Origin of the sequence: Shewanella halotolerans, assembly GCF_019457535.1 — a bacterium.
In the GTDB taxonomy this organism is placed as follows: Bacteria; Pseudomonadota; Gammaproteobacteria; order Enterobacterales; family Shewanellaceae; genus Shewanella; species Shewanella halotolerans.
Genome location: NZ_CP080417.1, coordinates 4,448,348 through 4,462,757 on the forward strand (window position 1 = coordinate 4,448,348; position 14,410 = coordinate 4,462,757).

The following is a 14,410-nucleotide window of genomic DNA, read 5'->3' on the forward strand; positions in this document are numbered from 1 at the left end:
AATCACAGGGCTGGCCTTTTCGCGTTTATTTAGACTAATCAGAACAAGGCATTAGCCTTGAATGCCCGAGTGTCTCAGCAGGGCGTCGATCTCTGGCTCACGGCCTCTGAAGCGTTTAAACAGCTCCATTGGCTCCAGGCTTCCGCCCATCTCGAGAATATTCTCCAGGAAGCTGCGACCGGTATCGGCGTTGAAGATCCCCTCCTCCTCGAAGCGCGAGAAGGCATCGGCCGACAACACCTCGGCCCACTTATAGCTGTAGTAACCCGCGGCGTAACCACCGGCAAAGATATGGGCGAAGCTGTGTTGGAAACGGTTGAAATCGGCGGCCTTCACCACGGCAACCTGCTCTCTCACCTCATCCAGCTTGGCCTGAATATGGGCACCCTCTGCCGGGTCATATTCCAGGTGCAGGCGGAAGTCGAACAGCGAAAACTCCAGCTGGCGCAACATCATCATGCCTGACTGGAAGTTCTTCGCCGCCAGCATCTTGTCTAGCATGGCCTTAGGCAATGGCTCATGGCTCTCGAAGTGTCCGGAGATCTCGGCCAGGGCCTCCTCCTCGAAGCACCAGTTTTCCATGAACTGACTCGGCAGCTCCACCGCGTCCCAAGGCACACCGTTGATGCCTGATACGCCCGCCACGTCTATCTTGGTCAGCATATGATGAATGCCGTGACCGAACTCGTGGAACAGGGTCGTCACCTCGTCGTGGGTAAACAGCGCAGGCTTACCATTGACCGGGGCATTGAAGTTACAGGTGAGGTAGGCCACCGGCTTCTGCAGGCCGTGGGCGGTTTGACGACGCACGCGGCAATCGTCCATCCAGGCGCCACCACGCTTGCCCTCGCGGGCATAGAGATCCAGGAAGAAGCTGCCTCTGTGCTCGCCCTCGGCATCTTTGATATGGAAGAAACGCACATCTTTGTGCCAGCTGTCGAAATGTTCCTGCTCCTCTATGGTCAGGCCGAACAGGCGCGACACGGTATAGAAGAGGCCTGAAAGCACACGATCTTCCGGGAAGTAAGGACGCAGCAGCTCCTGGGAGATCTCATATCTGTGGTGCTTGAGTTTCTCGGCATAATAAGTGAGATCCCATGGGGCCAGCTCGCTCACGCCAAACTCTTTCTCGGCGAATGCGGTCAGTTCGGCAAGCTCGTTCTGTCCCTGCTGCTTAGAGCGGGCCGCCAACTCGTTAAGGAAATCCAGCACCTGCTGTGGCGACTCGGCCATCTTGGTCGCCAGCGACTTATGGGCGAAGCTGTCGAAGCCAAGCAGTTTAGCCAGCTGATGACGCAGATCTAATATCTCATCCATCAGCGGGCCGTTGTCGAACTCTCCTGCGTTAGGGCCTTGATCCGAGGCGCGGGTCACGAAGGCGCGGTAGCACTCCTCTCGCAGCTGACGGTTGTCGCTGTAGGTCATCACGGGCAGGTAAGAGGGGAAGTCCAGGGTAAACAACCAACCTTGCTGCTCTTTGGCCTCGGCCATCGCCTTAGCCGCGGCAATGGCAGACTCGGGCAGACCAGCCAGCTCCTGCTCATCGGTCACCAACTTGGTCCAGGCCTGGGTGGCGTCCAATAGCTGATTTGAGAAGCTACTAGTTAGCTCAGATAAACGTTTAACCAGTTTTCCATAAGTTTGTTTATCTTCATCGTTCAATCCGATGCCAGATAACTCGAAATCACGCAGGCTGTGAGTGATGCTGGTTTGCTGCGCCTGACTTAGCAGGGCAAACTCGTCGGACTCCTTCAGCGCCTTATAGGCCTGATACAGCCCCTGATGCTGACCCACATAGGTGCCATATTCAGACAAGAGCGGCAGGCAGGCATCGTGAGCGGCGCGCCACTCATCAGTGCTGAGCACAGAGTTCATGTGCGACACGGGCGACCAGATCTGGCTCAGTTCGCCATCCACCTGCTCGAGCGGGGCGATCAGATTATCCCAGGTGTAGGGACCGCCACTGGCGAGCACCTCATCGATCTTCTGGCGACAATTAGCAATCCCCTGCTCGACGGCTGGCTGAATATGCTCGGGTTTGATTTGCGAAAATGGCGGTAATTCACTGCCGCTTAGCAAAGGGTTACTCATCTGTTGTCCTCGTCAATCTTAGGGTATTGAGATTATGTATGGGCGACGGCGCGACTATTCAAGCATCTTTAGCAAACTAGCCCGCAGAAGAGAGCTAAACCCAGGATTTAACAGCTAGGTCTACAAACCTAACACTGAAGACCTGGAAGTTGAGACCTAACAGCAGCCCGGATGAAAAACCTTGATCTAAAACAAGGCTATATTTACTTCACATTTACAACACAGATATTGCCAAGCGGATCGCAAATGCAACCAATTCTCATTTATGTTTAATATTTGACCCATTATCATTCATCCCGATCCCAAACTTATTTCAGTGTTACACCCATGAACAGATTGATCAGCCACTCTTATATTATCGGTCTACTGCTGGCCGGTACCGCCAACGCCGCCGACCAGGCCATTACCGGCACTGTCGATGACTCGCATATCAACAACATCATCAGCCACAGCGAAGGCCCGGATACAAACGTCATCCTCGACCTGGGTTGGGACTCGAAATATATCTCAGAGGGGCGTAGCAACTTAGACAAGGGCGGCATCTACTGGGCAACCGCCGCCGTGCAGATAGACGATCTCACCCTGTTTACCACTGTCGGTCGTGGCGATAGCCAATACTACATAGAGTGGAACATGGGGCTGGAATATGGCTTCGAGCTTGGCGACAACTTAAGTGCCGCCCTGGGTTACCAGCGCATCGAGGCCTACGGCGATGAGCGCTGCGGCGACAACGAGCTGTTCGCCACCCTGGAATACACAGGCATCGCCTGGTTAACCCCTTCGCTGAGCTACACCTACTCCACCGAGGCGGCGGGTTACTTTGTCGAGGCCAGCCTGCACAGCGAATGGCCTGTCTCAGACAGACTCACACTGACGCCCTATGTCACCCAGGCGTTCGACTTCCAATATGTGACCGAAGCGCACAACGGCCCTAACCATTTTCAGTTTGGTCTCGAGGCCCAATATCAGTTGGCCGACCGTCTGGTACTCTCGGGCCACCTGAGCCGCACCCTGGCCCAGGACGATATTAAGCAGGAAAACCCAGACACCAAGGGCAGCCTCAACAACACCTACGCGGGCCTGCACCTCACCTTCAGCTTCTAGGGCTCTAGCTTTTAGGGCTCTAGGTTCCAGGTTCTAGGGCTATAGCCTGAAACCGACAGCCTAGGCTGTGTCCTTCATTGAAAGCTGGCTCGCCATGAACTAGCTTTATCTAAGGCTGGCAAGGAGTGCCAGCCCTGACTTGGAGGACACGGAATGTCTGGCCACTATCGAACGCTTACCTATTTCACCTTAAACACCATCGCACTCTCGCTACTATTCATCTGCGCCGCTCAGGCCCAAGAAAAAGACGCGCCGCTCACAACTGAGACTATCACCCTGCCCGCCGACGGCGCCCTGGACAGCGAGGGCAATCCACTCGTCATCCCTGACAACCCAACCGGCGCCCTTAACTATCGCGCCAGCCCGACGCAGCCCAAGTCGCGCCGGGATAAGAGATCCACCCAAAAACCCAAACAGAAACGCACTAAGAAACTAAGTCAAAAACAGCTAAGCCGCAAACAGCAGCTCGCCAGTCGCCAACATGTGGCCGACGACCCCAGCTGCCGCTGGCTCGACAAGCGTATGTCGCATCTGGAGAAGAGCCTCAAGCGGCAAGCGAAACAGGATTACGGCTATCAGGACAAGGAGCTTCGCGCCCGCCAAAGCGAATGGGTCTGCATGAAGTGCGGCGCCGAGGGGCCAAGCCAGAGCGACCATCACAAGTGCCAATACCGGCGCTAAACGCAAACTCATTTGAAAGTCATACGCCCTGACGCGGGTCTATTGCTAAAGGGCGCACACGCCTCTGGTTTGCTTGTCGCTTTACCCCTACAATGACCCCCATATGCAATCCTTCGAATTTGGAGAAAAAGATGGCTCAACATTTTGACTATATCTGTTTAGGCGCCGGCAGCGGCGGCATCGCCTCGGCCAACCGTGCGGCCATGCGCGGTGCCAAGGTACTGCTGATCGAAGCCAAGGCACTGGGCGGCACCTGCGTTAACGTCGGCTGCGTCCCTAAGAAAGTCATGTGGTATGGCGCCCAAGTCGCCGAGGCCATGCACCTGTACGCCAAAGACTATGGCTTCGACGTATCGGTCAATAAATTCGATTGGAGCAAGCTGGTCGAGAGCCGCGAGGCCTACATAGAGCGCATCCACGGCGCCTACGACAGAGGCCTGGACAGCAACGGCGTCACCCTGGTGCGCGGCTATGGCCATTTCGTCGACAACAACACCATAGAGGTGAATGGCGAGCACTACAGCGCCGACCATATACTAATCGCCACCGGCGGCACCCCGACCATTCCTAATATTCCGGGCGCCGAATATGGTATCGACTCAGATGGCTTCTTCGCCCTCAACGAGCAGCCTAAGCGTGTGGCCGTAGTCGGCGCAGGCTATATCGCCGTCGAGCTGGCGGGTGTACTCCATGCCCTGGGCAGCGAGACTCACCTGTTTGTACGTAAGCACGCACCGCTGCGCAGCTTCGACCCTATGCTGAGCGAAGCCCTGATGGAGTCTATGGCCACAGACGGCCCTAGCCTGCACACCCACAGCATTCCAGAATCTGTCACCAAGAACGCCGACGGCTCGCTGACCCTCAAGCTGGAAAATGGCGAGAGCTATGAGATCGATACCCTAATCTGGGCCATCGGCCGTCGTCCATCCACCGACAAGATCGGCCTGGAAAACACAGATGTTAAGCTTAACGACAAGGGTTATGTGGTGGTTGATGCCCAGCAAAACACCACAGCCCAAGGCATCTACTGCGTCGGCGACATCATAGAAGGTGGCATAGAGCTGACCCCGGTTGCCGTGAAGGCGGGCCGCCTGCTATCTGAGCGCCTGTTCAACGGCATGACAGATGCCAAGATGGATTACAGCCTGGTACCAACCGTGGTATTCAGCCACCCGGCCATAGGCACCATGGGCCTCACCGAACCCGAGGCGATCGCCCAATATGGCGAGGAGAACGTCAAGGTCTACAACTCAGGCTTCACCTCAATGTACACTGCGGTCACCGCCCACCGTCAGGCCTGCAAGATGAAGCTGGTGTGCGCCGGTAAAGAGGAGAAGGTCGTGGGCATCCACGGCATCGGTTACGGCATGGATGAGATACTGCAAGGCTTCGGCGTCGCCATCAAGATGGGCGCCACCAAGGCCGACTTCGACGCCGTCGTCGCCATCCACCCCACAGGCGCCGAAGAGTTCGTCACCATGCGTTAATACGCTTGTCTCTTAATTGAGAGAACAGCAAAAGGCCAGACAGATGTCTGGCCTTTTTAATGCTGCCGCGATGAGAATTGGCGCTCATCTTGTGGAGATATCGGCTAACGCCCCGCTAAAAGGCGAGCATTAGCGAGTCCGGCGGAGGCCTCGCTTTTTGTGGCCGGAACGTATTTGAGCAACTTGTTAGCCTTACGGCCTGATAAATGTTTTAACAACTAGCTCATCACTATCTTTGTTTAAATCAGCTTCCAGACCACGCGGATTTGCTACACGACCATCTGGATCATAGACAAAACATACAAGAGCATCACAATCAGGGTGTGAACTATACCTATGAATATCTTCGATGAGTTGGCTGCCAATTTCTTTGGCCCCAAGCCCTTTTCGTGTTTTCTTGATCTCTACAACGATTCCTTCAGGTTTAAGTAGAAAATCGACGCGCGTGGATTTTCCCGCATTACTTGGAACCCAATCTTCAGGCCTGATATCTTCAAAATCAACGTGTAGTAACGCATGAAAAAGGTCTTGGACATCATATTCATCTTGAATATCTATTGTGTCTCTTTCATCGTGCCGCTCTCGTAACTGCCTAGCGACTAAATGGAACCTATCACACAGATTCTCTATGACTTGAATAGGATTTTTGGTGTCTGTTACCGTACTGACATCTCCAGATTCTATTTCTTCTTTAACTGCTGTTAAAACACCAATGCCTGTACTAATTGATCCGGTGTAGGGTTGTTTAACCTTGTCTTGAAATTCTAGATAATATGCACTTGTAGATGAAAATTGCCGTTCTAATAAAGACAGTGACTGTGTTTTCCACGTGGCAAATATTCCTGAGTCACAAGTTGGGAATCCAATAACACCTGGCGGGTTCGGCCGATGTGAAGCCAATACGGCCTGTCCCTTTTCGATTAATTTATCTACTTTTTCAAGAATCCTCATGAACTCTCCAGAGTAAGGCCAACGCTTATTAGCGAGAATGCCGCCCATGTAAATCACCGTCACCGAATACAGATCGCGACAAATTTTTTAACCATCTGAAATTTATATCAATAACACCACTGCATAACAAGGAAAAGTGAGCAGGCCCAAAAACAATGCGGAGCCGCTTATTTAAAGGAAAGGACGAGACCTGCAATGCTTCCCATTTAACAGGCAACACGATAATCCAAACTCTTATATGCGAAGCAATAAGCAAAGCGGATTATCAAATTAACTAAGTCTTAAGCAGATCTATCAGCCTTATCCTTCACTCCTGCCTTAGTCTACTCCTGGCGCTGAATCACTGAACATCAGCCAAAAGTGTGACTTGCACGGTACTGCAGAGTGAGTCAAATCCAGCGTAGATAACACTCCCGTCATGGCTTGGGTTCGGCAACAAAATCCATTGTGGTCACGACAAAAAAAATTAGCTTTTCTCCGCTGGGGTTTATCAATAAGGTCGCGCCCTAAACAGGCGATGGAAAACCTCAGACAATCGAATGAAAACCAAGGAAAAAAGTCAGCGGCGCCACGGTGGTGGCCAATTATGACTATAGTTAAGCCAACTGAGCTTTTCTGCTGGCCGCGCGCCGTGCTTAGGTGACCTCACCCCCACGCGACGCCTAGCGCCGTCGCTCTCGATTGTTCGCCCTGAGGCCAACAATCACTTTGAATTTGAAAGCATTATTTTAATTACTTAAAGATTTACACTAAGGAAGTAGAGATGCGTATTGCAATCTTATCTCGCAACGAAAACTTATACTCCACCCAACGCCTGAAAGAAGCCGGCGAAGCGCGCGGCCACGAGGTGGACATCATAGATACACTGCACTGCTACATGGATATCACCAGCAGCAACCCAACCGTGCGTTACATGGGTAAGGTATTGCCTAAGTATGATGCCGTGATCCCTCGCATCGGCTCGTCGATCACCTTCTACGGTACGGCCGTGGTGCGCCAGTTTGAGATGATGGGCACCTTCTGCGTCAACGAGTCTGTGGCCATCAGTCGTTCTCGCGATAAGCTGAGATCCCTGCAGCTGCTATCACGCAAGGGCATCGGCCTGCCACGTACCGGATTTGCCAGCAAGCCCGACAAGATCCAGGATTTGATCAAGAACGTGGGCGGCGCGCCCCTGGTGATCAAGCTGCTGGAAGGCACCCAGGGCATAGGTGTGGTCTTGGCCGAGACCAATAAGGCGGCCGAGAGCGTGATCGAGGCCTTCATGGGTCTCAAGGCCAACATCTTGGTGCAGGAGTTCATCAAGGAAGCGGGCGGCGCCGATATCCGCTGCTTCGTGGTGGGTGATAAGGTAGTGGCGGCCATGAAGCGTCAGGCGGCCGAAGGCGAGTTTCGTTCTAATCTGCACCGTGGTGGTGTGGCCCAGCTGGTGCGCCTATCTAAGGATGAGCGCGCGACGGCCCTCAACGCCGCCAAGGCAATGGGGCTCAACCTCTGTGGTGTGGATATCTTGCAATCGAACAACGGCCCAGTGGTGATGGAAGTGAACTCGTCGCCGGGACTTGAAGGGATAGAACAGGCGACAGGTAAGGATGTGGCCGGGCTGATCTATGAATTTATTGAGAAGAAGGCGAAACCCAACGCCAACAGAACGCGCGGAAAAGGCTAAATGAGCGAAGCACTTACCATAGCGGGTGTCGATATCCAGCCTGGCACCCAGCACCAGCTTGAACTACCGGTGGCCAGCCTGTATACGGACACTCAGGTGTCGATACCTGTGCATGTGATCCGGGCCAAGAAAGATGGCCCCAAGGTGTTTGTCAGCGCCGCGGTGCATGGCGATGAGCTCAATGGTATCGAGATCATCCGCCGGCTGATCCAGAGCAAGCTTAAGCTGCTCAAGGGCACCTTGATTCTGGTGCCCATGGTCAATGTCTATGGAGTGCTGAATCAGAGCCGCTACATGCCCGACAGGCGTGACCTTAACCGCTGTTTTCCCGGTTCGCCCAAGGGGTCGCTGGCCGGACGGGTGGCGTACACCTTCTTAAACAGCATAGTGCAGCACTGCGACTATGGTATCGATCTGCATACCGGGGCGATCCACAGATCTAACCTGCCGCAGATCCGCGCCAACCTGGATGACGAGCAGACCCTGGCCCTGGCTCAGGCCTTCGGCGTGCCTGTGCTGCTTAACGCCAACGTGCGCGACGGCTCGCTGCGGGAAGCCGCGGTGAACAAGGGCACCCGGGTGCTACTGTATGAGGCAGGCCAGGCGCTAAGGTTTGATGAGCTGTCGATACAGACGGGCGAGCGGGGGATCCGCAATGTGCTGTCGTCACTTGGGCTGATACGTAAGCGTCAGCAGCGCAAGAAGATAGCCCCCTTTATCGCCAACCGCAGCGACTGGACCCGCGCCTCGGCCAGCGGCTTCGTGTGCGAGTTTGCCAAGCTGGGCGCCTATGTGGAGAAGGGCCAGGTGCTGGCGGAGATCAACAGCCCACTGGGCGAGCTGATCCAGAGCGTGGTATCGAACCGCACGGGTATCGTCATCGGCAAGCAGAATATCCCCCTGGTGCTGGAGGGAGACGCCATGTTCCATGTGGCCTACTTTGGTAGCGCTGCCGACGAGGTGGCGGAACATATTGAGATAATGAACGATCAGATAATGCCGCTGACCACCCAGACCATCTAGGGGCGGCCGAGACATTAAGGGATACAAGCGATGAACAAGATCATCATAGGCAACTTAGAGGCCTGCGATCTGCCGGATCTGGGCATCAAGGATCTGCAGGTGCGCATCGACACGGGCGCCAAGACCTCTGCCCTGCACGTGGATAACCTCAAGCGGATCAAGGTGGGCGGGCGCCCCTATGTCGCCTTCGACCTGCACCCGGACGTGTATGACCTGGAGCAGATAGTCCACTGTAAGGCGCCGGTGCGCGACTCGCGCCGCATCAAGTCCTCCAACGGCGAGGTAGAGCAGCGCTGCGTGATAGCGACCACCCTCAAGCTGGGGGAGCATGAGTGGCCCATAGAACTGACCCTGAGCAATCGCCAGGACATGACCTACCTGATGCTACTGGGCCGCGAGGCCATGGGCGATCGCGTCCTGGTGGACCCCTCCCAGAGTTTTCTGATTAACGGCTAGCCAGTGAGTGCCTGTTATCGCAGGCACTCACCACACCTTTGCCGACCAAAGGTCAGCGTTTCAATGGTTTAGTTAACGGCTTTCCCTTACACTGTCCCCCAAGCTCAACCAAGGACATCCCCTATGACAATGCCAGACCCAACAGCACAAACCGATCAGGCGGCCAGAGACGATTTACTCGCCCGCGTCATCGACATTGTCAGCCATCCCGAGGCGGAGGAGCTGCCCTCTCTCGGCTTTATCAGCGACTATTCCGATGCCGACCTGGCCGACCTGCTGGAGTCGGTGAGCGACCAGTATCGTTCGCCCATCTGCCGTAAGATCCCAATCGACCGCGGCTGGCCCATATTGCACCTGCTGCACTATGAAACCGCCCGCCACGTCTTAGACCTGCTTAGCCCAGAGCAGCTACAGGGACTGGCACGGCGCATCTCTGAGATAGATATCCTCACCTTCGCCGAGATCTTGCCCGGCGATATTGTCGAAGACTATCTGGATCAGCAAGAAGCCCTCACCACGGAGCAGATGCAGCAGGCGCTGAGCTACCAGGATGAGGCCGTCGGCCGTTACCTCAACAACAATATTCTGCGCTCGCGCCCCACCGCCACCGTCGGCCGAGTGCTGGAGCGGCTGAACAAGCAGAAGCAGCGGGAATATGTGGCCGTCTATGGCGTCGATGCCGAGGGGCAGTTCCACGGTGGCTGCACACTTGAGCAGCTCTATCGTACCGATCCCGCCACGCCTTTGTCTGAATGTCTCACCGAACTCGAGGCCGTAGGCGACGAGCTGGACATCACCCAGGCGGCGCAGCAGTTTAATCCGGCAGCAGGCTTTGCATGGGTGCCGGTGGAGAAAGGCGGCAAGATCATCGGCGCCATCGCCCTGTCGACCCTGATGCACCGCCTCAAGGAGCGAAGCCTGGAGGTGCTGGTGTCTGAGACCCCACAGGATGAGGAAGACCTCTTCACCCCGGTTGGCGTGGCGGCGCGCATGCGAGCCATCTGGCTGACCACTAACCTGCTGACCGCCTTTCTCGCCTCCTGGGTGATCGGCCTGTTTGGCGATGCCCTGCAACAGGTGGTGGCCCTGGCCATACTCATGCCGGTCGTCGCCAGCATGGGCGGCATCGCCGGCAGTCAGACACTGGCGGTGGCCCTGCGGGGTATCGCGCTGAACCACTTGAAGCGCAGCAACCTCACCCTGCTGCTGGACAAGGAGCTGAAGATCGCCGCCTTCAACGGTGTGCTACTGGGCGCCCTCATAGGTGTGGTGGTCAGTTGGTGGTTCTCCTCCCTGGCGCTGGGTGGCATCATCTTCGTAGCCATCGTCTTCAACAGCCTGGCGGCCGCCTCATCGGGTACGGTTATTCCCTTTGTGCTCAAGCAGATGCGTATAGACCCTGCGGTGGCGGGCTCGGTGATCCTCACCACGGTCACAGACGTGGTGGGCTTCTTCATCTTCCTCGGCCTGGGTAGCCTGCTCCTCCTGAGCTAGCCCTAGACTTGGCGTTGATATGAGTCGAGGCATGTGGCGTAACACAAGACGGCGCGGCGAAACCTGACATAGGTAAGGTTAATAGGCTCGATTCTGTGGTAAAACACCCGGCATTCGAAAACGGTGGGCAGGATAAAACCTGCCCATCTGGTTAAACAAGATATGGAACCGATGAAAGCATTGTTTCAAAAGTGGCCCTTTCCCCCGGCTCAGGCGATCTTCTTTGTCGCCGGTGCCCTCTGCCTGACACCGGTGATCTCATCGCCCATCGCCCTGGTAATAGGCTTCACCCTGGCCAGCCTAGGTTTGGTGCCCCACAATCTGGATATCGGCGCCCTGACCAAGAAGCTGCTGGCTTACGCCATTATCGGCCTGGGCTTCGGTATTCAGCTCGACGCCGCCATCAGCGCCAGCAGCCAAAATATCGGGCTTATCTTAGGCTCTATCGTCTTCACCCTGCTGCTGGGGACGGCCCTGGGCAGGCTGCTCAGAGTCGATGCCAAGCTGAGCCATATGATCGCCTCGGGCACCGCCATCTGTGGCGGCAGCGCCATCGCCGCCGTGGCCCCGGCCATCAAGGCAGACAGCCAGGACACGGCCATAGCGTTGGCGACCGTGTTCGTGCTCAACTCCATCGCCCTGTTTCTGTTTCCGGCCCTTGGGCATCTGCTGCAGCTGAGTCAGTATCATTTTGGGGTGTGGAGCGCCATCGCCATCCACGACACCTCGTCGGTCGTAGGCGCCGCCTCGGCCTATGGCGACGAGGCACTGCGCACGGCGACCACCCTCAAGCTGGCCAGGGCGCTGTGGATAGTGCCGGTTGCGCTGGTGAGTGCCATGGCGTTTGGGGGCAATCGACGCAAGGTCGCCGTGCCTTTCTTTATCCTCTTCTACTGTCTCGCCATACTGCTGGCGCACTTGGTGCCCCAAGGACAGGTGCTGTATGACGGTATCTTTGCCTTGTCGAAGCGGGTGTTGGTGCTCTGTCTGTTTATGATAGGCGCGGGGATCACCATAGGTAAGATGCGCCAGGCGGGAATGCGGCCGATGGCCCTGGGATTACTGCTCTGGCTGATTATCGGCGCGGGATCTTTGCTCTACATCGTCAACTTTAGCTGAGGTGCTGTAGCGCCACACCAAAGTCACTATGGTGATAAAGGCTGCCAGCTCCACCAAGGAGCGGGTTAGCCCTGTGGTGAGCCAGGACGCCAACAGGAAGGCGCAACATAAAAGCACTAGCCACTTCTTCATCTTTGCCTCCTTATATTTGACCAAATGGTCTGGCGAAATGATCGAGTGGCTATTATTTATTGGCGCCGAAATCTCAGCAAATATCCGTTTTTACTAACAAATAGCTGAATCGGCTAAGCACTAAATCGACTAACTTATGACGGCATAGGGATCCTTGTCGGCGTCGCTGTTCCATTGATATTCGGTGAGCGCCTCTATCTTCCGCGCTTGGGCCTCGCCATAGGTTTGGGCGATATAGAAGAGGGCAGCATCTATCCCCGCCGACACGCCGGATGAGGTGAGGAAACGGCCATCGTCCATCCAGCGAGCGCTGGGCTGCCAGATAACCTTGTCGTTTAATCCTATCACCCAGGAATAGGCCATCTTGTTGGTGGTGGCGCTTACGCCATTGAGTAGATCGGCCTTAGCCAACAGGGCTGCGCCAGTACAGACGGAGAACACCTTGTTAGAGACCTTGGCCTGACGCTTTAGCCACTCCAGCAGGCGGGCGTCGTCCACCAGCTTGCGCGTGCCCATGCCACCGGGGACCAGCAGGAGATCGCACTCGACCACCTCATCGAGCAGGCGATCGGCCACCACTCTCGGCCCCTGATAGCTGCGCACGATAGACTGGGGGCCGATCAGAGTGATCTCGACGCTGGGCAGATGCCCCAACATCTCTAGCGGGCCATGAAGATCTAAGGTTTCATAGTCGTCAAACACCAGGGCGAGCACCTTGAGCGGCGCCTGGGTTTGATCACCCGACGGGGAATGCGTCTGTATTTGATTCGAAGTCGGACTCGCGGCAAAAAGCTTAGGAGAGAGACCGGCGGCGAACACCGCGCCGCCGGCCAGGATAAATTCTCGTCTGTTCATCTATGAGTTAAGCCAGTTTAGGTAAGAGATTGGCGCCAGTGTAACCGCCCACGACGCGCCATACAGCAGCACAGGGGACTTCTGCTAGCCGGCGCGCAAATCCAGTGAAACGTTGATGCCTGATCAGTAGAAAGGCGTTGGGTCCACATCCAGGCTGCTGGGCGACACGCCGCGCTCGATGAAGAGATCCGATTTAAGCAGATCCACCATGGTCACCTCTGTGTAATGCTTATGCTTCACCGAATAGAAAGTTTTGAGCACTGGATGCAGGGCATCTCTGTCTTTCGCCTCCCAGACTATGCCAATCCGACCGTCGGATAGTTGCACCAGTGAACCCACAGGGTAGATGCCGACACAGCGAATAAATTCATACACCAGCTTCTCATCCAGATGGAAGGGGGTCAGGCTGAGGAGAATCTTAAAGGCGGCGGCCGGGCTCATCGCCTCCTTGTAGCAGCGAGTCGCGGTCAGGGCGTCGAAGATATCCACGATACAGCTCATGCGGCCATGGAGGGAGATCTCCTCCCCTTGCAGACCATTGGGATAGCCCTTGCCATCGAGCTTCTCGTGGTGCATCAGGCAGACGTCGCGGCTGATCTGCGACAGGCCAGTGGTTTCCGCCAGGATCTCCTTGGCATAAACCTGATGCAGCTTCATATGCTCAAACTCTTCAGGCGTCAGGCGTCCCGGCTTGTGCAATATGCGATTATTGACGCGCACCTTGCCGATATCGTGCAAGATACCGCCCACCGCCAACTCTTTGAGCACGCTACGCTTAAGCTTGAGATAGCGACCAAAGGTCACCAGCAGGAAGGCGACATTGATGGAGTGTTCCAGCAGGTAAGCATCTTTGGAGCGCAGGGCCGAGATACACTTGAAGGCGTCGGCATCGAGCATGACGGATTCGAGCATCTTGTCCGCCAGTGCCTCGAAGGGCTCTACCTTGACCGCCTTGCCCTCGAAGGTCTCGGACAAGACCTTCTTGACCAGATCTTTCGCCTCGCTCATCAGGCGTTTGGCCTTCTCCTGGGATTGATCCCGGGTCAGACGTATTATCTTCTCTGGCTCTTGTTTCGGCCTGAGTCCACACTCTGGCGCCGACCTTTCTACGTCGACCCAAACATACTCGATACCGTTACGCACCAGCTTATCTATGGCTTGTCGATCTTTAATCTGTCCCGGATTGGTGATATTGACTCTTCCCTGATGATCGATAGCCGCAACATACATACCCAGCGCCAGGTTTGGCACCGGCACCTTCATGACATCCGCTTTTTCGTTCACACTTTCGGTCATACCGCTTTCCAAAAAATCACCCGGTTTTCGCATCCGCTCCTTTTTAGCCTAG

13 protein-coding genes are annotated in these 14,410 nt (G+C 55.6%); 8 read left to right on the forward strand and 5 right to left on the reverse strand.

The annotated features are described in order from the left end of the window. Positions 1–51 precede the first annotated feature (51 nt). Positions 52–2,091 (reverse strand): oligopeptidase A, encoded by a 2,040-nt coding sequence (gene prlC, locus K0H81_RS19230; protein WP_220059377.1) that lies wholly within the window; start codon positions 2,089–2,091, stop codon positions 52–54. A 327-nt stretch (positions 2,092–2,418) separates the two neighbouring features. Here prlC and K0H81_RS19235 point away from each other — a divergent pair, with 327 nt between their 5' ends. The 3 genes from K0H81_RS19235 to gorA all read left to right on the forward strand — a co-directional run bounded on the left by K0H81_RS19235 (position 2,419) and on the right by gorA (position 5,363). Beyond that, complete coding sequence (locus K0H81_RS19235; protein WP_220059378.1) at positions 2,419–3,195, forward strand: YjbH domain-containing protein; 777 nt, start codon at positions 2,419–2,421, stop codon at positions 3,193–3,195. A gap of 153 nt (positions 3,196–3,348) precedes the next feature. Beyond that, positions 3,349–3,876: a hypothetical protein gene (locus K0H81_RS19240; RefSeq protein WP_220059379.1), complete on the forward strand. Its 528-nt coding sequence runs from the start codon at positions 3,349–3,351 to the stop codon at positions 3,874–3,876. A 131-nt stretch (positions 3,877–4,007) separates the two neighbouring features. Next, positions 4,008–5,363 carry a glutathione-disulfide reductase gene (gorA, locus tag K0H81_RS19245; protein WP_220059380.1) on the forward strand — a complete coding sequence of 452 codons (1,356 nt, stop codon included), beginning with the start codon at positions 4,008–4,010 and terminating at the stop codon, positions 5,361–5,363. A 192-nt stretch (positions 5,364–5,555) separates the two neighbouring features. Here gorA and K0H81_RS19250 read toward each other — a convergent pair whose 3' ends face one another. Continuing rightward, positions 5,556–6,362, reverse strand: a complete 807-nt coding sequence (locus K0H81_RS19250; protein WP_220059381.1) for a PD-(D/E)XK nuclease domain-containing protein — start codon at positions 6,360–6,362, stop codon at positions 5,556–5,558. 715 nt (positions 6,363–7,077) lie between these two features. Here K0H81_RS19250 and rimK point away from each other — a divergent pair. The 5 genes from rimK to K0H81_RS19275 all read left to right on the forward strand — a co-directional run bounded on the left by rimK (position 7,078) and on the right by K0H81_RS19275 (position 12,075). Further along, positions 7,078–7,983 carry a 30S ribosomal protein S6--L-glutamate ligase gene (gene rimK / locus K0H81_RS19255; protein WP_011867458.1) on the forward strand — a complete coding sequence of 302 codons (906 nt, stop codon included), beginning with the start codon at positions 7,078–7,080 and terminating at the stop codon, positions 7,981–7,983. Continuing rightward, positions 7,984–9,006: a succinylglutamate desuccinylase/aspartoacylase family protein gene (locus tag K0H81_RS19260; RefSeq protein WP_220059382.1), complete on the forward strand. Its 1,023-nt coding sequence runs from the start codon at positions 7,984–7,986 to the stop codon at positions 9,004–9,006. 30 nt (positions 9,007–9,036) lie between these two features. Further along, on the forward strand, positions 9,037–9,462 hold the full coding sequence (locus K0H81_RS19265) for an ATP-dependent zinc protease family protein (RefSeq protein ID WP_011867460.1): 426 nt from the start codon (positions 9,037–9,039) through the stop codon (positions 9,460–9,462). Between the two features lie 123 nt (positions 9,463–9,585). Beyond that, entirely contained in the window at positions 9,586–10,956 is a 1,371-nt protein-coding gene (locus K0H81_RS19270; protein ID WP_220059383.1) for a magnesium transporter, read from the forward strand. A 171-nt stretch (positions 10,957–11,127) separates the two neighbouring features. Then, the gene (locus tag K0H81_RS19275; RefSeq protein ID WP_434086871.1) at positions 11,128–12,075 is read left to right on the forward strand and encodes a YeiH family protein; all 948 of its coding nucleotides are present in this window, start codon (positions 11,128–11,130) and stop codon (positions 12,073–12,075) included. Here K0H81_RS19275 and K0H81_RS19280 read toward each other — a convergent pair. The 3 genes from K0H81_RS19280 to K0H81_RS19290 all read right to left on the reverse strand — a co-directional run bounded on the left by K0H81_RS19280 (position 12,016) and on the right by K0H81_RS19290 (position 14,358). Then, positions 12,016–12,207 (reverse strand): hypothetical protein, encoded by a 192-nt coding sequence (locus K0H81_RS19280; protein ID WP_220059385.1) that lies wholly within the window; start codon positions 12,205–12,207, stop codon positions 12,016–12,018. The genes K0H81_RS19275 and K0H81_RS19280 overlap by 60 nt on opposite strands. 129 nt (positions 12,208–12,336) lie before the next feature. Next, a complete protein-coding gene (locus K0H81_RS19285) occupies positions 12,337–13,062 on the reverse strand; it encodes a DJ-1/PfpI family protein (RefSeq protein ID WP_220059386.1) in 726 nt (241 codons plus the stop codon). A gap of 123 nt (positions 13,063–13,185) precedes the next feature. Beyond that, on the reverse strand, positions 13,186–14,358 hold the full coding sequence (locus K0H81_RS19290) for an HD-GYP domain-containing protein (RefSeq protein ID WP_220059387.1): 1,173 nt from the start codon (positions 14,356–14,358) through the stop codon (positions 13,186–13,188). Positions 14,359–14,410 lie beyond the last annotated feature (52 nt).

Bases quoted from the DNA above. Each gene is read 5' to 3' on its own strand.
- prlC (WP_220059377.1), bottom strand. From the start codon at position 2,091: ATGAGTAACCCTTTGCTAAGCGGCAGTGAATTACCGCCATTTTCGCAA.
- K0H81_RS19235 (WP_220059378.1), top strand. From the start codon at position 2,419: ATGAACAGATTGATCAGCCACTCTTATATTATCGGTCTACTGCTGGCC.
- K0H81_RS19240 (WP_220059379.1), top strand. From the start codon at position 3,349: ATGTCTGGCCACTATCGAACGCTTACCTATTTCACCTTAAACACCATC.
- gorA (WP_220059380.1), top strand. From the start codon at position 4,008: ATGGCTCAACATTTTGACTATATCTGTTTAGGCGCCGGCAGCGGCGGC.
- K0H81_RS19250 (WP_220059381.1), bottom strand. From the start codon at position 6,362: ATGGGCGGCATTCTCGCTAATAAGCGTTGGCCTTACTCTGGAGAGTTC.
- rimK (WP_011867458.1), top strand. From the start codon at position 7,078: ATGCGTATTGCAATCTTATCTCGCAACGAAAACTTATACTCCACCCAA.
- K0H81_RS19260 (WP_220059382.1), top strand. From the start codon at position 7,984: ATGAGCGAAGCACTTACCATAGCGGGTGTCGATATCCAGCCTGGCACC.
- K0H81_RS19265 (WP_011867460.1), top strand. From the start codon at position 9,037: ATGAACAAGATCATCATAGGCAACTTAGAGGCCTGCGATCTGCCGGAT.
- K0H81_RS19270 (WP_220059383.1), top strand. From the start codon at position 9,586: ATGACAATGCCAGACCCAACAGCACAAACCGATCAGGCGGCCAGAGAC.
- K0H81_RS19275 (WP_434086871.1), top strand. From the start codon at position 11,128: ATGAAAGCATTGTTTCAAAAGTGGCCCTTTCCCCCGGCTCAGGCGATC.
- K0H81_RS19280 (WP_220059385.1), bottom strand. From the start codon at position 12,207: ATGAAGAAGTGGCTAGTGCTTTTATGTTGCGCCTTCCTGTTGGCGTCC.
- K0H81_RS19285 (WP_220059386.1), bottom strand. From the start codon at position 13,062: ATGAACAGACGAGAATTTATCCTGGCCGGCGGCGCGGTGTTCGCCGCC.
- K0H81_RS19290 (WP_220059387.1), bottom strand. From the start codon at position 14,358: ATGACCGAAAGTGTGAACGAAAAAGCGGATGTCATGAAGGTGCCGGTG.